We start from the raw sequence: 21946 nt of genomic DNA, 5'->3' as shown, positions 1-21946 counted from the left end.
TTAGGCATAATTTAAATGGAACAAATAACTTCAATAGTATCTGAACTTGAAAATATAGTTTCACAATTAAGCAATGAAGATAAGAAAAGCATATTAATGGAAAATAAAGGTTTGAAATACATTCTTTATGGCTTGCCTAATTATTTCCATCCTATTTCATATGAGATTAATTTATTTGAAAAAAAATTTGACACTAAACTTTCTGAAGAGCTAAAGAAAGCATTAGAAATTGTTGGTTCAAAAGGATATTCATTCCTCGATTTATTTAACCACAATATATCTTCATATTATCCTGTTGAATCTTTTTTTTCTGAGGACTTTATAATAAAACTAATTCAAAATGGAGTTAGTAAATCTGAAATAGAAGAAGGTTATTACGATAAAGAAAGTAAAACATTTAATTCAAAGAGAATTGAAGAAATTTACACTAGTTCTAATGAAAAAGAAAATCTACTAATTGATTATATATCATTCGATGAATGTTGTGGAGGAAGGTCTCTTTTAATTTTAAACGGACCAGATGAAAATATAATAACATATGATAATCACGGATCTTATAAAGAATTTGTTTACGAGAATGACGCTTATGAATACGAAACATATCTTTACAATTCCAAAACCAAAACTATTTTTGATATGATTTATAATGAGATCAATCAAATAGTAATAAGTCTAAAAAACAGAAATACGATTAGTGCATGAGAATGATTTTGAGTTTCCTCTTATACTCTAGGAATTAAAAAACAATGCCTAACAACGTGTATAATTAATTGCTTACGGATTTAATCCTTCGGACTAAATCTCGCAAAGCCAAAAGTTCATCGCTTTTAATTAACTTTACAATCAAAAAATCGCAAATAACAATACACAAAACGTTACTTGCAATTGCTCAAAAAAGACAGAATGAATAGAAAAGCAGAACGGATTGATAAAAATTGCAGCGGATTGATTTTGAAAAGCAGTGTGAAAATGAAACGAAATGATTGCTAAACATAACTTAATTTTTATGCGAACTGTGAAAGCCAAATGACTTGACTCAGCAAAACGGTTTGATTTGGAAAATATAACGGTGCGATTCCAATCAGGACGGATCGCAACGGCAAGTAACAAAACCTAAAAAACATTGCTTATACATTTTCCCGTTGGGAAAATACTCTGGCAATTCAAATGTTTAGGTATATTTATAAAATAAAAGTAAAACTAACACAACGATTCCTTAGTCGGGCCGTTATGTGCAAGCAGAAGCTTCTGAAATGAAAGATAAAATTACATTGGAAAACGTGCATACTTTTTCAATTCCATTATCAGAACATCCTCTAAAATGGAAATTTGAAGATAGTAATAATAAGCTATCAGCTGAATTTCAAGACCAAATTATAGCTCTAACTTCAGACGCTTCACAATTTTTGTGGAATTTTGAGAATACACAAAGATATTTAAACTCAATCTCGGGAATTAAAAAGTATTTTAATAAACAAGATGAACTATCATTTAGTGAAAATGACAATCAAAAGGTTAAGAAATGGCTCTATGAAAAAGAAATTCCTTTTGACCAAAAAGTATTTTGGGTAACTCAACCCGATTGCGGATTTATTTTGACTTGGAAAATGGTGATAAAATTTTCAGATGACATTTTTTTTAGTTCTGACGAACTGATTTGGGACAAGACTTTGAATTGGTGTTTGATTTTCAACCATAACGACGTATTCTATTTCGGAAAGAATCGGAATTTTAACGCTGACAAGCACAGTGAAGAAATTAACAAAATTCAAAAGTTGATTAATAAAGGTGGTGGAAAAGCAAGCACATAACAAAGTGTATTATTAATTGCTTGCGGATTTGTTCCTTCGGACTAAATCTCGCAAAACCAAAAGTTCATCACTTTTAATTAACTTTACATCAAAAAATCGCAAATAACAATACACAAAACGTTGCCAGTAATATTGAAGAACCGAAATCGAATGAAAATAATCAAGTATAAAACGATATTACTGATTTTAATTTCAACTTTTGCGTATTCACAAAAGAACGAGAAAAAAATGAATAAAAACGTCCCAAACAGTGTTGAAATAGTTGACAATCATTTAGACCAATTTTTTAACGAAAACGCTGACATAAAAGTATTTGACGAAATAGAATCTGAAATAATTCACAGAGATATTTACTTTATAAAAGCTACTGAAGATAGACCTTATCATATTTTATTGAGTTGCGGAATGAGTGCTTTACCAATGAAAGTACCTGAAGATATTGAATCATCTGAATTTGCAGAAGTAATGATATTGTTGCCAAAAGAGTGGAGTTTGGAATATGAATCTTTCAGTGATGAGCGGAATTATTGGCCAATTAGAATTATGAAAGAATTAATGATGCTTCCACACCCAAATAAAACTTGGTTAGGATTTGGACACACTCTAGGACACGAAGATGACGAAGAACTTGCTGATGGAATTGGTTTTAATTCTGTAATGTTGGCTCATTCAATGGAGTTACCTGACGAGTTTACTCAAATCGAATCGGAGAATAATAAATCAATTGATATTTATACTATTATTCCGCTTTATAAAGAAGAATTAGAATTTAAAAAGAAAAATAGTGCAATAGACTTACTTCAGAGATTTGACAAATTTGGAATTGAGGAAATTGTAAAAGTTGGAAGAAAAAATGTATGTGAATAAAATACTACTGGCAACAATGTATAACCGCAATTACAGCGGATTCGACTACATCCAAATCCACTCGAAATAGCTAAAGCAAAATAGTAATTCAAAAACCGTAACTGATGGTTATACAAGATTGTTAGCCATAAGCTGAAACCAACTTTATGAAAAAGCAATTGTCATTATTTTTTACCATTTTAGTTTCAAATCTAATTTACTCACAGACTGAATATGTTGAGAAATATGAAAACGGACAAATAAAAATTCAGGGATTTTTAATCGACAGTGTCTTAACTGGAAGATACACTGAATATTATAAAAATGAGCAAATAAAAACAACTGGAGAATTCAAGAATTGTGAATACGAAACTAATCACACAAAAATCTATATAGCAGGTTGCGGAGTTGGAAATAATTCAACAATCAGAAAAGGAAAAAAACACGGAGAATGGAAAGTTTATTCTGAAAATGGAATATTAAAATCTAAATCAAATTATGTTTGCGGTTTAAGGCAAGGAATTTTTTTCTATTATGGAGAAAATGGAAAACTATCTTGGATTGACTTTTATCACGCAGATAAAGAAATAGAAACTCAAGAATTCTTTGAAAATGGACTTTTAGAAAAAATCACAACTTATTCTTATGAATATTCCGTACACGATAAACGGGATTTGAAAAGAACTATCGAAACGGAATATTATAAAGATGGTTCATTAAAAATTCAAAGAGTTATCCAAGAGTTAAAAGATGATATAGAAAAAGAAAGTTTTAAAGAATATTATCCTAACGGATTTTTGAAAACTGAATCTGAAATTATTGACCTCGATAAAAACGGGATTTATCGTGAGTTTTACGAAAATGGAAACACAAAATTCGAGGGAATTTTCAAAGACGACAAACCTATTGGCAAGCAATATTTCTTTAATTCTAAAGGAGAGATTATAAAAATAGAGACGTGGAAAGATGGAAAAATTATAAAAACTGAAATAAAAAAATCCAGCGGCTAACAAGGTGTATAATTTATTGATTTCAAACTAAATCTCACAAAACCAAAAGTTCATCACTTTTAATTAACTTTACAAACAAAAAATCGCAAATAACAACACTCAAAAAGTTGGCTGTCATTAAAAAAACAAGAAACTAAAATTTGTATTTACTCTACTGATTCTTTTAAGTTTAAAACTTGATAATAAACAAAATGGATTAGATACTGACCATAAATCAAAAAACATTGAAATGAATGAACAAACAAGTACTAAGTTATCAAAAGAGATAATTGAGACGTTATCTGCAAACGATATAGTTTATGCAGAATTAGCCGAAGATGGGGCTATGGGAAACGCTGGAGGAGTTACTATATATTCTTTCAAAGACAATAAACTGAATCGATTTGAAACCAGTTTATTCGATAATGAAAATTTTTATTCGGATGCGCAAAAACTTTTATTAGAACATCAAGATCAATTAGAAATTGAAAATTTTAAAGTTGATGAAGTGCTCTTTGATTATCACTATGGTGGAATGGGAAATCACGTTTTTGTGAGCAAAAGAATTAAACTAAAGAAAGAAGAAGGTTTCTTTACTTTTGAAGTAGATAATGAGAATTACAAAATATACCCTACAGTACAGGGAGTATTTAATTCAGTTGCTTATTCTATCGAAAATCAAAGTATAAGATAATTAAAGAACCAACAGCTAATAAAAATGTATTATTAATTGCTTACGGATTTATTCCTTCGGACTAAATCGCGCAAAACCAAAAGTTCAACACTTTTAATTAACTTTACAACTAAAAAATCGCAAATAACAATACACAAAACGTTGTAACACATTTTATAAGTTAATTGAAAATAAACAAACCAAGATACAAGCCTAAGTGGACTGCAATTCTAATTATTGGAATTTGTTTAAGTGGGATATTAATTGGAAATTATGTTCAAAGATTTCGAATTTCTGAATACCGCTGGATTTATCAATATGGTAGTCTTTTAAATATAGTAATGGTTTTGGGATCATCTTTTTGGTCTTTCCTACACTCTTTATTAGTTTGGTCAGACTACAAAATGGAATCGAGAAAACATTTAATTTGGATTATCACAGGAATGATCCCTTTTCTATATTTTACTATTTTGATGACTTATACATAAAGTAAGAAACGTGTTACAACAAAATGTATGGTTAATTGCTTGAGGATTTAATCCTTCAAACTAAATCTAGCAAAACCAAAAGTTCACCACTTTTAATTAACTTTACAATAAAAAATCGTAAATAACAATACACAAAACGTTGTATCACAAGTCAAAAAACACAATAAGAAAGTGAGAGATAAAAATAGAATTCCGAAAATACTGAAAGAACTCGAACGGATTTGGAAATCTAATCCTGACTTTAGATTGGGACAATTAATAGTCGTTGGAGCAAATCCAAAAGAACATTACCCTGAAATATTTTATATAGAAGATGAAGATTTGTTGGACAGACTTTTGAAATTTGACAAAAGAGCCAAATTGGATAATGAAGAATCGAAAACTGTTCTTGATTGGAAAAGATTTCCTAATGTTAGCAGATTAAACCCAAAAGAATTGACGATCGAATTATTAGAAAAACTGATAATTGAACTTAAAAATTCAGACAAAAAAATAGTCATTACGCCAATAAATCTAATGAAATTAAATGGAGCACCCGTTTCAGATCAAACTTGGTTATTAAATCAAAAACCAAGAATTAAAAAACTAAAAAAATTATTGTTTGAACTTAAAGAAAATGGATTGTTGAAAGAGAGAAAGTCGAAACAAGATTTCCTTGGAATTAAGGAAGTTGGGTATGATATTGTGGAATAAAAACATTACCTAACATTTTACTAAACATTGAACATTACACTTCGAAATATAAATTGGACTAAAAAAAGCGGAATTCTGATAATTGGAATTTGTTTAAGTGCAATGCTTTTAAAATATTTAGTGAAACCATACAGAGGAACTTGGATTTACCAATATGGAAGTATAATTTCATTACTTATTTTTTATGGTGGAATTTTATGGTCATTAATTAACACAAGACTTTTGATTTCAAAACATAAATCTGAACTAAAAAATAATCTGATTTGGTTTTTTTTAAGTGCTATATCATTTTTATACATTGGAATTATGCTGATAATTGCAATGAATCGAACTATTGATTAAATGGATATAAGTTTTGACCTTGACAGTACATTGATTCCAAACGGAATGGAGTTTGAAACTGAAAACAGAAGCAGAATTGCAAAACTGTTCGGAATTGAGGAAATACGAAAAGGAACACCTGAATTGATTTTGGATTTACAGAATGAAGGACATGAAATTCATATTTACACAACTTCATTTCGGAGCAAAAGAAAAATAAGACGGACTTTAAAATATTATGGCATAAAAGTCAGTAGAATTGTAAACGAAAAAGAAAATCAGAAAACTTTAAAGTTTCGAAATATTAACTCATCGAAATTTCCACCAGCATTTGATTTTGACTTACATATTGACGATTTAAAAGGTGTTGGAATTGAAAGCGAAAGATTTAATTTTAAAGCAATTATTATTGAACCGACAGATAAAAACTGGATTCATAAAATAAAAAGCGGAATAAAAAACATTAAGAAACACTTTATAAGTTAGCTATTTAACCATACAACTAATCTTATATAAATACGTTGTAATTAAAATGTTTAAAAAAAAGTACCTATATATTAAATTATATGTCAATAAAATTGACATATGCTTTTTAAACACAGGAAAATGTAAAAGTTCAGAAGATAATTATTCTGACTCTAGAATACTTTTTGCAGACTATGAAAAAGCTGAAAATTTAATGCGAAAAATAATAATGGAATTATTCCCGAATAAGTGGTTATTACCTTCGTTTCATGTTCTTATTCAACAATTAGAAAGAATTGATGAAGGAATATCAACTGTTGAAAAAAGAGCAATTATAGATTCCTGTAGACATGGAGCAAATGCTAAATCAGTTGAATTAATTGTATCTGAAATAGAACTGAGTACTTCAGAAGCAATGCTTAAATTAACCAGAAAATAAACGTATTACAACTAAACCTAAACTGGATTAAAACGTAGCTTGACCAGAGCGTTAGTTATAGTTAAAAAATGGTGATTCAAAAAATCACAAGGTTTTTTATCTAAAACACAACAGGTATCAAAATTTAAGTTTTTAGCAAGAAATGGCAAGAAAGAAAAAAAAGCTTATATCAATCGAAGAAAAATATGAAATAGTTTTTGAATCTCAAGGACGATATATAGGAGGATTTATTAGTTTGCTTTTTAGTATACTCTTTCTTGGGATATCGAGTATATTCTTATGGTTCGGAATTAGTGAAAAAGTAGACTTTTTAGCTCTGTGCTTTTCTTTAGTTTTATTAGCTTTTGGTGTATACTTTTTTTATGTCGCGATGTATTGCTTTTTCTCAAAAAAATCATTCCCTGCTTGTATTTTAAAAAATGATGAACTCCATATTAATGAATACGGAATTAGTTTTGGTAGAGGTTATAATAAAATAGTAAATGAACAAACTATAAGTATTCATAATATTGAAAATATACATCTCAAAAAAGTTTTCTTCGAAAAAATATTAGTACTTAAATTTGATTTAAAAAAAGATAACGATTCTTATCAACTATCAGAAATTCTGAGAGCATTAAATCAAGAACTCACTAAAAAGGATAAAATCCGATTTAAAAATGAAATCGAACATCGAAAAGAAAACTGTAAATTTAGGATTTGAGCATTCTATATGATTCCTTAAAGGAAGAAAGAATTACAGAAAGAAAAAACGTACGACTAATAATATACTAGAAGACATAAGTTTTCTTGACTTAATCAAAAACCTATAATTCTTTACTAACTAGCCAAATATAAAATTTGAAGTTCATAAGAAAAAAGATAAATATTTAGCTTAGTACCAACCCTGAACGTATCATTTATAATCTACCCTAAGTTTCCTAAACGAAAACGTTAATGTTAAAAATAAACTTCTCTAATAAAATTATAAACCAAGTTTTATTGTAATCTAAATATGCTTTAAAATATTTAACAATTTCTTTTAATCGTATTTTAAGTGAGATATAGGCATTCCTTATATTTGTTTATTGTTTCACATTAGAATTATCACTTACTATGAATAGAAGAAAATTCTTCAAAAATGGTTCTCTTTTTGCCTTAGGAGCATCGGTATTAACTCCTTTTGATGCAGCTGCTACAACTAAAGATTTTGACACATATAAAAAGAACAAAAAAGCAAAAAACATCATTATAGTTGTAAGTGATGGTATGAGTATTGGAACTCTTAATATGACAGACTTATATTTGTCTAGAAAAACAGGAACAGGCTCTAATTGGCTTCAATTGTATAGAGACAATAAAGTTACACGAGGTCTTATGGATATGGCTTCTCTAAGCTCTATTGTAACCGATTCTGCTGCTGCAAGTTCTTCATGGGGAGGAGGATTTAGAATCAACAATGGAGCACTTAATGTTAGTCCAACTGGAGAAAACCATTTGCCTATTTGGCAAAAATTTAAAAAAGCTGGTAAAATGGCTGGTTGTGTTACTACGGTACCCATTACACATGCTACTCCTGCAGGATTTTGTATAAATAGTAAAACTCGTAAAGACCAAGCAGGAATTGCAGAAAAGTATCTAAACTTAAACTTTGATATTATGATGGGAGGCGGAAATGAGTATTTTTCCCCTGATAAACGAAAAGATAAGGTTGATATGTATCAAAAGTTTGCCAATAAAGGCTATGAGGTTGTTAAGAATAGAAAGCAGATGTTAACAGCAGATACTAAAAAACCAATTTTGGGTGTGTTTTCTGATAGTGGTTTGCCTTATACTTTAGATAGAAATAACAACAAAGAGTTAGCTAAGAATGTTCCCACACTTGCAGAAATGACTCAGAAAGCTATTGATCGTATGAAAGATCATCCTGAAGGCTTTGTATTGCAAGTAGAAGCAGGAAAAGTAGATTGGGCTGCTCATGGAAATGATATTGGAGGTTTACTTTATGACCAAACTGCTCATGACGATGCTGTAAAAGTAGCGATTGATTTTGCTGATACCAATGATGAAACTTTAGTGATTATTACTACAGACCATGGAAACTCTAATCCTGGAACAATTTATGGTAGCAAAGCTAATCAGAACTTGGATAGCGTTCAAAACTACAAACATACAAACGAATGGATTTTAAATGGTATTGGAAGAGAATCCACTATCAATCAGATCAAGGAACGTATTGAATATGCTAATAATTTTGTAGTTACAGATGAAGAAGCTATAACGCTTCTAACACATTACGCCAATATAAAAACTGAAGATGGTTTGTATAATCCTCGTCATTTACCTTTTAAGTTAATGGCTGAAATTCAAAAACAACGTAACTCAATAGGTTGGATTAGTCAGCACCACTCTTCAGATTATGTAGAAATTGCTATGTATGGTCCAGGTAGTGATTTATTAAAACCTTTTATTAAAAATACAGATTTACATTATTTAATGTTAGAAGCTACTGAAGTAGAAAATAACTTTTAAAATAGAAAATTATGTAAACTCTATGAACATAAATGAAGTAAGCAATGCTTTTATAAAGGATTAACAAGTAAATCATATAGAAGAAACCATGTGCTAACCAACATATCTAATCTTACACAAACACCTCATTAATGGTAACTTATATTGAAAACTATGAGATTTACTCTACTTCTGATAATCTTTTTATTGATTCACTCAAATACCAAAGCTCAAAATACTGAAATTAAATGGTATAGTGAATCGAATAACAATGGCATAATCCTTCAGAATAGTTTTCCAAAAGGAGGTTTATATAAAGGCTCTAAAAAAGAATATTTTAATTACAGTTGTCTTGTGTTCTTTAGTCGAGTAATTAATCAAACTAAAAAAACAGTTGAATTAACAGTTGATTTCCCTACTGATAAAATCGGGATTCCTAATTCTCCCAATACATTTGTCAAGTTATTTCTATCTTCTGATAAAATGTCTCTTGAAAAACAAAGTTTATTTAACTATGGATTGACTGATTTTGACACTCTTGATGACTCAACTATAGTTCAAAAAACAATACAACCCAATGAAGATCACCTTTTTTATGTGATAGCAATATTTTTCCAAACTAAAAATGATGCTAAAAACGAAAATAGAGGAGGAAATCGGACTGAACTTGTCTTAAGAGAAGATAATCTATACTACAAAATGCTTCCACAAATTGAATTAATGCATTGCGGAAAAATAAACTTTATAGATTAAGATAATAAGCAGTTAATTGATTATTTGGCAAACAACTAACAAAATGTATTATTGATTGCTTACAGATTTATTCTTTTAAACAAATCTAGCTAAGTTCTAAGTCAAATACTTTTAACTAACTTTACATCAAAAAAATCGCAAATAACAATTCACAAAGTGTTGCAAATAATATGAAAAAAAAGATAATATTACTTTTAACTTTATTTTTGACGATAATAATTTATTCCCAAGATAAATTTATTGTAACTGCTGAAAATGGTTTGTTTTTAAGACAAGAACCTAATTCAAAAGGAAAGAAATTAGGAAAACTGTATTTTGGTGCAGAAGTTAGTATAATTAAAAAAACAGAATATAGTCAAACCATAACAGACGGCGGACAAGAAATAATAGGTAATTGGGTGAAAATAAATTTTCAAAACTTCCCTACTTTCATTTCTAATGCTGAATATGGATATGTATTTGACGGATATTTAAAACCAAAAAAAGAAAGTATAGAAGATGTTAAAAATGAAATTTCTAAATATTCAGAATTTGATGGTCTATCCTTAAATACAGATATTAATCCTTTTTATTTAAAAGGTGACTTTTTCGGAGACAAAAAAATTGATATTGTTATATTACTAAAAAACTCTAATGGAGAAACAAAAATTGGATTTATCAACAAAGCAATTAAAACTAAAACTCACATATTAGGAAATGAGAACGATCCCTTCAAGATTAATGATTATAGTTGGATTGGTATTTTTAAAAAAGTTAATGTAGGAGAAACTTTATGGTCAAATTACGAAGATGATTTTGTAAAGTTTAAAAATGTTCCTGAAAATAAAAAAGTTAGACTAAATTATAATGCTCTTTATATACACGCTTCTGAAAGTTGTGGTGGCGGATTTGTTTATTGGAAAGACGGAAAATTTAATTGGTTGCAACAAGAATGAAATACTAACTGTAACATGTTCTGTAAAACATAAGTAATGCATGAAAATTTCTACTAATACACTAAATTGTTTAATATAAAGTTTGTGATTGAAAATTGAATACAAACACAAAATATCATATTAGGCTTAGTTATAAATCTAAATTCACCCTACATATATTGTACTAATAATAAGCATTAATAGAATACACAATATGTCTTTTGAATGGCCAAATCATCCTTTGTTTGATCAACTTTGCGAAAAAGCAACTCTCCTACTTCCTAAATTAGATTTTAAAAAAATTAAATCTGATGATGGACAAGTAGTATATATATCTAAAGAAAAAGTATTAATTACAATTCAACATGGAGGGTATGATATGCCTTGCATTTACATAGGTAATAAGGAAAAAACTAAACTATTTAGTCCTAATGGTATGATGGAATATTATTTTGATAAATCAACTCCTATTTACAGTAAGTACTTAAAACTTAATTCTTTTCACAATTTTGAATTTGAATATGATTTCTTAGAAAAGTATTATGGTGAAATACTAAACATCTTGAACTCACCAAAGCCTTACTTGATTTGGAAAGAAGAAATAGATAATGAAAAAATATCCCAATTGATAAAAAAGAATAAAAACTAATGCTATTAACACATAAATCATTAGAATGAAAGAAACTGAACATAAAGGAATTTTACACAAAGAGATTAAGAAACTTGCAGATACAAATCCAGAATTTCATAGAATTTCTAGTATGCTATTAGATCATTTCTTAATGTGTATTTTAACTGTACCATTAGGAATTCTATTTTTTGTAATAGCCATTCAATTTGAACAAAATCCCACTAAATTTACTGGTATGATTTTATTTTCAATTCCAATGTTTATTTACATGAATAAAGATTTTCTAAGAGGAAAAAGTTTGGCTAAACGGATACTGGGATATCAAATTGTTGACTTTAAAACAAATCAATCAGCTAGCGAATTACAATGTTTTCTAAGAAATTTGACATTAATTTGCTGGCCATTAGAGGTAATTGTTGGATTCATAAATCCGCAAAGACGTATTGGTGATTTCATAGCGAATACAAAAGTTATTGTATCGAACAAAGAAAAATTAAACTCGGTTTGGGACGATTCAAAAAGAATAAGATTAAAAATAAATTTTATCGGAATTTTAATCGTTGGAGGATTATATTTCTACGGATTGGCCTTGCTTTTCCTTGAAATAAATTAACTTACCGCAACAACGAAAAAATTATACACCAAACTTTATCTACTAGCAAAAAAATGCAAATGAAAAAAATATTAGGAATTTTAATTATGGGGGGTTCATTATTGGGATGTAAAGAAAAACCATCTAAAAAAGAGGAAATTAAACCGAAAGTTGAGTTTAATCAAGATTTAGCTGATGAACTCAAAAAAATGGCTGAAATTGATCAAATTGCAGCGTATATACCACAAGGTGAATATAAAAAAATGTCTGATGAGGAATGGATTTTTTTTAAAGACAGTGTTTTCACAACTCACCAAAAGCGTATTAGAGAAATTTTTGATAAAAATGGATTTGTCGGATTTGATTTAGCTGGTAAAGAAGGATCTGATAATTTTTGGTTAATCGTACAACATTCTGATCATAATCCAGAGTTTCAAAAAGAAGTTCTTAAAAAAATGAAAATTGAAGTCGATAAAGGAAATGCCCAACCAAGTAGTTACGGTCTTTTAGTAGACAGAGTAAAATTAAATACTGGAGAGAAACAAATTTATGGAACTCAAGTAGCATACAACGCAAAAACTGGTCAAGCATACCCAAAAAAATTAGCGGATAGCTCTACAGTAAATAGCAGACGAAAAGCTATTGGACTTGAACCAATTGAAGTATATCTAAATAGAATGTCTGAAATGCATTTCGAAATGAATAAGGAAGGATATTTAAAAATCGGGATAACTGAACCCAAACTATATAAAACTAAATAAAGTTAACTGGTAATAAAATGTATCATTAATAACAATACAGAAAACCTCTTCCAATTAAAAAACACTTCACTTATTGAATAATCATATGAATCAAAAAACGTTTTTCCTATTAATTCTTTCTGTATTTATTGTAAATATTTGTTCAGCCCAAAGTTTTGAAAATAAAATTGACAGTTTATTAAGTGATTACAACAACAAACCAGGTTGTGCCATTGCTATATTCGAAAAAGGAAATATTATTTTCAAAAAAGGCTATGGATATGCTAATCTCGATCATAAAGTCAAAATCACACCAAATACTGTTTTTGACATAGCATCAGTAGCTAAACAATTTACAGCCTCTTGTATAATTTTACTTGAGGAGCAAAAAAAAATAAAAATCGAAGATTCAATTCGTAAATATCTGCCTGAACTACCTAAATATAAAAAAGGAGAGATAAAAATATATGATTTGCTTCACCACACAAGTGGACTTAAAGATTACTCTTATTACATAGCACCGTTAGGAAAAACAGATTACGATATTATTTCTGAAGAAGATGGCTTTAATATCTTAACTGGTTTAAGAGAATTGAATTTTGTCCCAAGATCAAAATATCAATATAGCAATTCAAACTATTTAGCTCTTGCTGTTATTATAAGGCGTATAACAGGTATGAGTATTGGCGAGTTTGCAAACAAAAATATATTTCATCCACTTGCAATGAATAATTCACTTATTTACGAAGACCGAAACCAAGTGATAGAAAACAGAGCCATAGGATATTCTAGTAGAAATAAAACCTACATACAAAACCATAGTTTCAATTTTGCAATGGGTGGAGACGGTCAACTCTACACTTCTGTCGAAGACTTTTTTAAATGGCATGAAAACTATAAAAAACAAATCATTGGCGGGAAAAACTTCACAAAAAAAATGACTGAAAAAGGAATCCTAAAAAATGGAGATATTATAGATTATGCCTTAGGATTAAAAATTAGAGAATTCAGAGGACTAAATTCGGTTTCACATCTTGGTTCATGGGCCGGTTCTTTATCTCATTATTTAAGTTTCCCAGACGAAGATTTCGCTGTAGTAATATTAAGTAATAATTCAGATTTTGAGATTGTACCTCGACCCTACCAAATTGCTGAAATATATCTTGAAGATAAAATGCAACCTGTTCCTCCAAGTCCCCAAAAATCATCAAGTCACAAAAAGCAAATGAATAAGACTGAACAGCCGAAAAATTACTCAAATAAAGAACTAGAAGTATTTGCTGGAGAATATTTCAATAAAGATTTGAATGTTACATATGAAATAATATTAAAGGATAATAAACTTAGTGTCTTCATCAATGGATTAAAATACACATCTTTAAAACCAAACATCAAAAAGAATAGTTTTTCATCAGACTTTGGAGAATTTGACTTTAATAAAATAAACGGTAATTTGGGATTTGTATATAGAGACTTAATCTTTAAAAAAGTTAGATAAAATTAGTACGATACAAATAAACAGTTACCTACAACAACTCCAATCAATATGAAATTTGTATTTATTTAAAGTCAATCACCATTTAATTTTCGTACTGATTATAGCCGAAAGTATCTTGATATATTAAAATGACAACAAATAAATATTGAGTTGATTATTGATAAGGTAATCCTCCTTTTTCTAATTTCTCATCAAGTTTAACGAGAGCCATAATACCTAGACTAGATTAAAACATAGCTTAGCAAAAACAGTATTCACAACACGCAAAGAATATGATAATCCGACCTCATAAAATATTATTGATTAAAAATAACTTTATTGAATTTTCATTCAATAAAAACGAAGATATTGATCATGAAATACTTCCTGATTTTGAAAAGTTTCAAACTCTTAATTCAGCAGAACAATATTTTCTTGCAGACAATTACAACTGGGATGATGGAATAATTGTTTTAGATTGGATTATTGATAGTCCTAAATGTGATAAAGGAACAGCTTCTTTAATATTTTGGAGAGCTGAGCCAGACTTTTATTTTAACTATACAGCGGAAACAATTGACGAATATGAAAAACCTGTTTGGAATTTGTTACAAAAGATTGTGGAAAAATTCAAACAAAATAAATTTAAAAATAACAAACTCAAATTTGATCCAATAAAAGAAGGATATAAAACTGACTGGGAAACTAAATTGGATATTTGGGAAATTCCTTTAGAATTGAAAACAGCAACAAAAGGAAAGAAACCATTCGGATTTGGATTTTAAAAATCAAACTACAGTAAAATCTAAACTGAATTAAAATAAAGATTTACACATAATTAAGAAAATGGAACTAAAAATAGACACAATAGATAAAACTGAATACCAAGAAGTAGTAGATGTTTAGGAATCTTCAGTTAGAGCAACTCACCATTTTTTAAAAGAAGAAGATATTGAATATTTTAAGCCTCTTATTTTAAATACATACTTAGATGCTGTAGTACTAAGATGCATAAGGAATAATGAAAATAAAATTATTGGTTTTATTGGAGTTGCAGAACAGAATTTAGAAATGTTATTTATCGATCCTAAATACAGAGGAAAAGGAATTGGTAAAAAATTATTAAACTATTCAATTGATAATTTAGATGTTACAAAAGTTGACGTAAATGAACAGAATGAACAAGCAGTTGGATTTTATAAAAAATTTGGTTTTAAAACAATTAAACGTTCTGAATTAGATTCTTCAGGAAAGCCTTACCCTACTTTACATATGGAACTGAAAAAATAAAATATGGTGAATATGATTTATAGGTTTTTAACGACTTAAGCTAGACGATTTATAAATAAAGGTTCATTATAAGAAGAAGTATAATGAAATATAAATTTTATTGCTAGCAAATTGCCTACTTCGCAGAATTTCTAATCAATAATAATTTATTTATTTTTAACTAAATAAAACACAACGAACTTTATACAAACCGTTACTATTTGTTGTGAATCAACATAAAAATTATGGAAAAACTACAACTACATTCTTTTGGTCAAAATGACCATTTAGAATACTTGAAAGAAAAATACAACTCTTTAAAAAAGAAAATCAAAAGTATCGTAAAAATGTCTGAATTTGAAAAGAAAAAAGAATTAGATACATTAACAAAAGAATTTAATAAAGAGAAGAAAAACTCTAACAAAAACCTTTATTAAACGTAATTACTAAATTAAGATTTGGTTCAGAACACTTCAGATTTAAATATTATTTCAATTCATTGGAATGAAAAAAATCATAAATTACAATACACAAAAACATTGCCGACAATATGAGAGAAAAACTAACATTAATATTTATTTTATTAACAATTGGTATTGTAAAAGCTAACAATATAGTTACCGCACAATATCCCGATAAAATTATCTACAATGGGAAAGAATATAACTTAAATTCAAATCCTTTAGAACCATATTTTGATGCAAATCCTAAAAATAGACCAACAATGGTTTCAACAGCTCTTTGGCGTGGATATGTTGGTTATTTTGAGATTATTGATAATCAATTGTTTTTAACAGACATGAAAACACCAACTCGTGTTGAAGGTAAAAATGGCGATTATAAAGAAAAATGGACTTCCATCTACAAAAAATATTTTCCAAAACAAGAAAAGGTGAAAATTGAGTGGTTTAGTGGAATTTTGATTTTACCGTATGGAGAGTTGGTTAAATATGTCCACCAAGGTTACTCGTCTACCTACAATAAGTATTGGTTAATTGAAATTGAAAATGGAATATTTAATGAAGCTCGAAATTATAATTATAAGGAATTTATAAAATTTAAAAAACGTCAATTTAAAGAGTTCAAAAAAACGGAAGAGTATAAAAAGTTATACGCTGAACTAAAGAAAAGTGACTATAATGGAGGTAAAAAGTTTATTCAATCTTTCATCAAAGACTTTGTTATAAATTATACAAGTAAATTTTTGATTGAATAAATGCTATTTATAACATAAAGGTATAATTAAGACGTATAAAAGCAATAATTATAATTAAAAAAACCACAATGACTAAAACAAAAACGTTTTATAAAATCTCAAAAAAATATTTTTTTTTAATCTTACTGATATCAATTTCATTTTCATCTTGTAAAAATGAAACACAGAAAAATAATACTCTTATAACCAAAGAAATAGAGAATTACATGAAACAAACTATCGAGAATCATGAAATTCCTGGATTAGCTGTAGCCATCATTCAAGATAACAAAACGCTATATAAAAATTATTTTGGAAGCTCTACTATTGAAAAAAAAGAACCAATAAAATCTAGCTCAATATTTCCATTATACTCTACTACTAAGCTTATTACAAGTGTTGCAATTTTTCAACTTATTGAACAAGAAAAATTGAACCTTAACGATACCATCTCAAAATACCTTAAAAATTTACCTGAACAATGGAATTCAATACAAATTAAACATTTATTAAGCCATTCATCAGGTATACCTGACTATGTGAAATATAGCAGTGATTTATCTAACGAAGAGATGATTAAAAGATTAGCTGAAGATGAAATGGAATTTGCAAAGGGAAATGAATATAGGTATAATCAAACCAATTTTTGGTTGCTAGCTCAAATAATAGAAAAAATTACAGACAAGACCTACGAGGATTTTGTGATTAAAAATCAATTCAACTCTAACGCTAACAGTTTAATTTTCTCCTCTAACACTAGTGAAGTTTTCCCTAATAAAGTTCCTGTATATTCTTACAACCGTAAAAAGAAAAAATTCGAAATACCAACATTTATAAATGGTAAAAGAGCTCATGCCGCGAATGGTATTAATATAACATTAGAGAACATCGTTACATGGAATCTTCAATTAGATGCTAATAAACTATTGAAGCCTAACACCAAATCTCTCATGTGGTCACCTTTCAACTTTACAAACGGAACAGATAATTTTCTATCAGGTTGGAGTATTACTCATGTAAATGATATTCCTTCTTATGGTTTTTCTGGAGGTAATGTTTCTGCTATTAGGAAATTTCCGAATCAAAATACAACTATAATTTTGCTAACTAATGGTTACAAAATTCCTGCATATGATATTATAATTAATGATTTAGCTAGAATTACAATACCAGAACTAAAAAGTAAAAATTATGCTTTAGAAGAAAATGTAGTAGAACTTATCGGCAACAAAAAGTACAAACAAGCTCTCGATACATTTAAAAAGCTAAAAACAGAAAATGCTAAACTAAATTTTTTTAATTTGAAAATGGCTGTTAATACTTCTGGAAATATTGCTTTAAACAATAATGATTTTATTAATGCAATGGAAGCTTTTAAAATTAATTCTAAAATTTATCCTGAATGGTGGGTTTCTTATGCCGGAATGGCTGAAAGTTATGAGAATCTAAATGAAAAATCAAATGCTGTACTGAATTACGAGAAAGCAATTCTATTAAACAAAAGTTATACTAATTACAACACGTTTATGAAAAGTAGAGTAACAGAAATTAAAAATAATTGATCTCTAATTATATTTAAAACGTCTATATTTGGTTACAAGTTAATTTAAAACATACTTACGCTTCTCTATGTTTTTCATCTTAAAACACTGGCAGTTATACAACGCTAAAAATGGATAAAAATATTACCAAACACGTCATTATAGATTTTATTCAAATTGGATTTGCAATTATTATTGCTAGTATAGGACTAAAAGCTTTTTTATTACCTAACGGTTTTCTAGATGGAGGAGTTACAGGAATTGCTATTTTACTGAGTGAATTATTTCATATAGATATTTCAATACTTCTCCCAATAGTATCGATACCTTTTTTCATTTTAGGATACTTTACAATTACCAAGAGAATCTTGTTAAAATCAATTATTTGTATCATTTGTTTATCATTAGCAATCCATTTTGAAAATTTCAGCACGATTACTGATGATAAATTAATCATAGCCACTTTTGGAGGTGTTTTTTTAGGTGTAGGAATTGGACTGGCAATACGAGCTGGTGCTGTGCTAGATGCATCTGAATTGTTAGGACTTTATATCAATGAAAAAATCGGACTTTCAATCGGGCAAGTTATTCTTCTATTTAATATTGTGCTTTTCGCAATTACAGCAATCTTACTCACACCAGAAATAGCAATGTATTCTGTACTTACTTATTTTATTACAAGTAAAGCTATAGATTTTACCATTCAAGGATTTGAGAACTATGTTGGATTAATGATTGTTTCTAAAAAAAGTGAGTTAATTGAACATGAATTTTTAAAAAATATTGGTTTAGGAATAACTGTTTATCAAGGTGTAAAAGGTTATGGAAAGTCAGGTGTAATAGAAAACAATCAAATTATTCACGTAGTTGTGAATAGAATTAATGCTCGTAGAATTAGCCGAATTATTGAACAAATTGATGAAGACGCATTCATAACCGAATTTGATGTAAATAATGTTAAAGGAGGAAAACTCAAAAAATTCTTAAACAAAGAAAACACTCCTTCAAACTAACTATATAACTAGCAAAAAAATTAATGAATCAAATTCAAGCAAAATTTGAAAAAAGTGAATATAATGATCAACCACACTTAACTATAAATATTGATGGCAATCCGTTAGATAAAATTTTACATGAATTATATCCTGATAAAAACTTAATTGGACTTGTACCAACTTTATTAGACTGGTTGAGTGATCATGAAGAAAGAACAATTGTTTGGGAAAGGTTTGAGAGTAATCAAAAACAAATTGTCCCAATTTTAATGTGCCCTGATGATGTTGATTTGTGGTGTGTAGTTATAAATGTAGAAATTGAAAAAACTGAACATTCTGTAAAATGGTTAAGAATGGGGCTTGATATTGGAGGACCCAATAATATGCCTAATTCAATTGGCACGAACGTTGAGTGGTTTGACAAAATTGAACCTTATGAATTTGATAAGACTTCATATGAACAATTTACTTCTATATTTAGAAATGAAATTTACAAAGATGAAATCAAAGAATTAATTAACTTTTGGATTAATAGAATAAGTCTTAAAGAACAAATTCCTAAATCAGTTAAAGCTTTTAATATTGGAATTTTAGAAACTAAAGATGATTACCAAACTTATTTAATTGGGTCCAACAGTTATGATTTAGAAAATGACGATTGGGCTTGTGAGGAAGATTTTGTTCCAAAAGAAAAATATTTAAAGTTAGGTGAAAATTCAAAGAAATGGAATTGGGAAGAAATTCAACTAATCGTTAAAGATGGAATTGAAGAATTTATACAATCTCAAATCTCTCCTTTGACATTTATTCATAAAGCAGAATATTTAACTACTGGATTTGATGATAATAAACTACTAAAAATAAAACATAAAATATCTAAAACTGTACCTATATCAAGAGTAACTAAAGATCAAAAAGATAAAATTAAATTAAGCTTTTGGTATAAACTCAAAAAATTTTGGTCATAACATTTAATCACTTGTACATAAAAAGAATTGTTTATCTCAGTTTTTTATTTGTGATCGTCTCTTGTAAAACCAAAACACAAGATAATGCAAATGATAAAAGCTTCTTAAAAACTTTGAATAAAAGTAATCGTGTAGAGATATCTAAACTTAATGCTAAAGAATTAATATCTTTTTTAAAAACTAATCCTGAAGATGACGGGTTTAACATTTTAATTACAATTGGACAAACAAAGGCTGATTGGTTGAATCAAACTGATTTAGAATATTTAATTTCAAAAATTAACTCTAAAGAGAAATCTAAATGTATTGTTAGACAAATTTCTTCTTTTATACCTGATTCAAAACACATGACTATAGGTAATCAAGTAATTTCCATACTAGAATCTTACCGCAAAAAAGAATCTTTTCCAAACTCATTATATATTTGTAAAGCTTATAAAGAAGAAAAAATTAATAAATTCTTTTCTTGGGTATTATTCACATTCATATTCTTAACTGTTTATGAGTTTGCATTATGGTTAGATGGAAGAAACTTTGATTTTTTAGACATACTTTTCTATTTTTTAGGAGCAATATTTAGCAGTTTAATTATTACAAAACTTATTCCTAATATAGAAATAAGTCAACAACAAGTATTATGAAACACATTTGGTTATTACTCTTAATTAGTGTCATTACCTTGAGTAATTGTAAAAATAAATATCCTTCAAAAAAAGTTCATGAAATCAACTTCAGTAAAAATGATACTTTAATGTCATGTGATTTCATCTTTTCAAATCCTAAACAAGATTCTTCACTTATAGCACTTAAAACGAAGTATAATCTTGACTCTCTAACTAAAAAATTAGATAACGATGTTGAGAAAGTACTGTATCTTACGAATTGGGTTCATAAAAGATGGCAACATGATGGAAATCATAATTCAGGTACCAATAACGTTTTAGAAATATTACAAAGAGCTGAAAACGGAGAAAATTTTAGATGTGTTGAGTATGGAAAAGTTTTATCTGCTTGTTTAAATTCAATCGGAATTCCTACAAGAACATTAGGTTTAAAAACTAAAGACGTTGAATATACGGAATATAATGCTGGTCATGTGGTTTCAGAAGCTTATATAAAAGAGTTAAAAAAATGGATTTTCATAGATCCGCAAATAAATTATGTGCCTTTTCATAACGACATCCCTCTCAATGCTGTAGAATACCAGAGAAATATTATTGATAAAAGTTCATCACTAAAATTAAAAGATTTCACAGGGACACTAAATGAACAAAAGGCTGCTGAATTCACAAAATGGATTGGTAAATATTTGTATTTTTTTGATTCAAAACTAGACAATTCAAAAACAGGATCAAGCTGTCAAAACAAGAGTTATTTAATGTTAGTTCCGCTAAAAAGTAATTTTCCAAAAGTATTTCAGATAAAACATAAAATGGATTATCTTTTGTATACTAACAACCTCAACGATTTTTATAAAGCCCCAATTATTCAATAAATCTCTTCATCTAATTACATGGATTTAGAACTGAACTATTATAAAAAAGACGGTTTTCTGTTTGGAGAAATTTTAAGTGGTAAAGATTATTTAATTTATAAAGATAAGCGTAAAAAAATGAACCTTATGCAATCTTGATTGATTCTAAAACTTATTTTAAA

At 28.1% G+C, this 21946-nt stretch carries 26 protein-coding genes; all 26 read left to right on the top strand.

Annotated features, from left to right (window positions below):
* The first annotated feature begins 15 nt into the window (after window positions 1–15).
* A complete protein-coding gene (locus AQ1685_RS04685; RefSeq protein WP_095069902.1) occupies window positions 16–702 on the top strand; it encodes a hypothetical protein in 687 nt (228 codons plus the stop codon).
* Window positions 703–1253: 551 nt separating this feature from the next.
* Window positions 1254–1811 (top strand): hypothetical protein, encoded by a 558-nt coding sequence (locus AQ1685_RS04680; protein WP_157730101.1) that lies wholly within the window; start codon window positions 1254–1256, stop codon window positions 1809–1811.
* Window positions 1812–2039: 228 nt separating this feature from the next.
* A complete protein-coding gene (locus tag AQ1685_RS04675; protein ID WP_157730100.1) occupies window positions 2040–2678 on the top strand; it encodes a suppressor of fused domain protein in 639 nt (212 codons plus the stop codon).
* 146 nt (window positions 2679–2824) lie between these two features.
* Entirely contained in the window at window positions 2825–3667 is an 843-nt protein-coding gene (locus tag AQ1685_RS04670) for a toxin-antitoxin system YwqK family antitoxin (RefSeq protein WP_095069898.1), read from the top strand.
* A 229-nt stretch (window positions 3668–3896) separates the two neighbouring features.
* The gene (locus AQ1685_RS04665) at window positions 3897–4340 is read left to right on the top strand and encodes a hypothetical protein (RefSeq protein WP_095069897.1); all 444 of its coding nucleotides are present in this window, start codon (window positions 3897–3899) and stop codon (window positions 4338–4340) included.
* 638 nt (window positions 4341–4978) lie between these two features.
* Entirely contained in the window at window positions 4979–5500 is a 522-nt protein-coding gene (locus AQ1685_RS20420; RefSeq protein ID WP_175577899.1) for a hypothetical protein, read from the top strand.
* Window positions 5501–5527: 27 nt separating this feature from the next.
* The gene (locus AQ1685_RS04650) at window positions 5528–5842 is read left to right on the top strand and encodes a hypothetical protein (RefSeq protein WP_095069895.1); all 315 of its coding nucleotides are present in this window, start codon (window positions 5528–5530) and stop codon (window positions 5840–5842) included.
* Entirely contained in the window at window positions 5843–6307 is a 465-nt protein-coding gene (locus AQ1685_RS04645) for a hypothetical protein (protein WP_095069894.1), read from the top strand.
* A gap of 46 nt (window positions 6308–6353) precedes the next feature.
* Window positions 6354–6725: a hypothetical protein gene (locus tag AQ1685_RS04640; protein WP_095069893.1), complete on the top strand. Its 372-nt coding sequence runs from the start codon at window positions 6354–6356 to the stop codon at window positions 6723–6725.
* Window positions 6726–6867: 142 nt separating this feature from the next.
* Window positions 6868–7428 (top strand): hypothetical protein, encoded by a 561-nt coding sequence (locus AQ1685_RS04635; RefSeq protein WP_095069892.1) that lies wholly within the window; start codon window positions 6868–6870, stop codon window positions 7426–7428.
* A gap of 392 nt (window positions 7429–7820) precedes the next feature.
* A complete protein-coding gene (locus tag AQ1685_RS04630; RefSeq protein WP_095069890.1) occupies window positions 7821–9236 on the top strand; it encodes an alkaline phosphatase in 1416 nt (471 codons plus the stop codon).
* A gap of 153 nt (window positions 9237–9389) precedes the next feature.
* A complete protein-coding gene (locus tag AQ1685_RS04625) occupies window positions 9390–9968 on the top strand; it encodes a hypothetical protein (protein ID WP_157730098.1) in 579 nt (192 codons plus the stop codon).
* Window positions 9969–10138: 170 nt separating this feature from the next.
* A complete protein-coding gene (locus tag AQ1685_RS04620) occupies window positions 10139–10903 on the top strand; it encodes an SH3 domain-containing protein (RefSeq protein ID WP_095069887.1) in 765 nt (254 codons plus the stop codon).
* Window positions 10904–11096: 193 nt separating this feature from the next.
* Window positions 11097–11531, top strand: coding sequence for a hypothetical protein (locus tag AQ1685_RS04615; RefSeq protein WP_095069885.1), 435 nt, complete (start codon window positions 11097–11099; stop codon window positions 11529–11531).
* A 25-nt stretch (window positions 11532–11556) separates the two neighbouring features.
* The gene (locus AQ1685_RS04610; RefSeq protein WP_095069883.1) at window positions 11557–12126 is read left to right on the top strand and encodes an RDD family protein; all 570 of its coding nucleotides are present in this window, start codon (window positions 11557–11559) and stop codon (window positions 12124–12126) included.
* 59 nt (window positions 12127–12185) lie between these two features.
* The gene (locus AQ1685_RS04605; protein WP_095075001.1) at window positions 12186–12866 is read left to right on the top strand and encodes a DUF6624 domain-containing protein; all 681 of its coding nucleotides are present in this window, start codon (window positions 12186–12188) and stop codon (window positions 12864–12866) included.
* Between the two features lie 85 nt (window positions 12867–12951).
* Window positions 12952–14343: a serine hydrolase domain-containing protein gene (locus tag AQ1685_RS04600; RefSeq protein WP_095069881.1), complete on the top strand. Its 1392-nt coding sequence runs from the start codon at window positions 12952–12954 to the stop codon at window positions 14341–14343.
* Window positions 14344–14642: 299 nt separating this feature from the next.
* Complete coding sequence (locus AQ1685_RS04595; RefSeq protein WP_157730096.1) at window positions 14643–15107, top strand: DUF4274 domain-containing protein; 465 nt, start codon at window positions 14643–14645, stop codon at window positions 15105–15107.
* Between the two features lie 166 nt (window positions 15108–15273).
* Entirely contained in the window at window positions 15274–15612 is a 339-nt protein-coding gene (locus AQ1685_RS04590; RefSeq protein WP_317042162.1) for a GNAT family N-acetyltransferase, read from the top strand.
* Window positions 15613–15836: 224 nt separating this feature from the next.
* Window positions 15837–16028, top strand: coding sequence for a hypothetical protein (locus AQ1685_RS04585; RefSeq protein WP_095069877.1), 192 nt, complete (start codon window positions 15837–15839; stop codon window positions 16026–16028).
* Window positions 16029–16141: 113 nt separating this feature from the next.
* The gene (locus AQ1685_RS04580; protein WP_095069873.1) at window positions 16142–16807 is read left to right on the top strand and encodes a hypothetical protein; all 666 of its coding nucleotides are present in this window, start codon (window positions 16142–16144) and stop codon (window positions 16805–16807) included.
* A gap of 206 nt (window positions 16808–17013) precedes the next feature.
* Entirely contained in the window at window positions 17014–18348 is a 1335-nt protein-coding gene (locus tag AQ1685_RS04575) for a serine hydrolase domain-containing protein (protein WP_157730095.1), read from the top strand.
* A 110-nt stretch (window positions 18349–18458) separates the two neighbouring features.
* The gene (locus AQ1685_RS04570) at window positions 18459–19340 is read left to right on the top strand and encodes a YitT family protein (RefSeq protein ID WP_095069867.1); all 882 of its coding nucleotides are present in this window, start codon (window positions 18459–18461) and stop codon (window positions 19338–19340) included.
* Window positions 19341–19363: 23 nt separating this feature from the next.
* On the top strand, window positions 19364–20290 hold the full coding sequence (locus tag AQ1685_RS04565; protein ID WP_095069865.1) for a hypothetical protein: 927 nt from the start codon (window positions 19364–19366) through the stop codon (window positions 20288–20290).
* Window positions 20291–20403: 113 nt separating this feature from the next.
* Complete coding sequence (locus AQ1685_RS04560) at window positions 20404–20931, top strand: hypothetical protein (protein ID WP_157730094.1); 528 nt, start codon at window positions 20404–20406, stop codon at window positions 20929–20931.
* The gene (locus AQ1685_RS04555) at window positions 20928–21785 is read left to right on the top strand and encodes a transglutaminase-like domain-containing protein (RefSeq protein WP_095069861.1); all 858 of its coding nucleotides are present in this window, start codon (window positions 20928–20930) and stop codon (window positions 21783–21785) included. The genes AQ1685_RS04560 and AQ1685_RS04555 overlap by 4 nt, the downstream gene beginning before the upstream one ends.
* Window positions 21786–21946: the final 161 nt, after the last annotated feature.

It is taken from the genome of Tenacibaculum jejuense (genome assembly GCF_900198195.1).
Classification (GTDB): Bacteria; Bacteroidota; Bacteroidia; order Flavobacteriales; family Flavobacteriaceae; genus Polaribacter; species Polaribacter jejuensis.
Note: the sequence above shows the minus strand (reverse complement) of the source record. Positions and strands in the feature narration are given on the sequence as shown.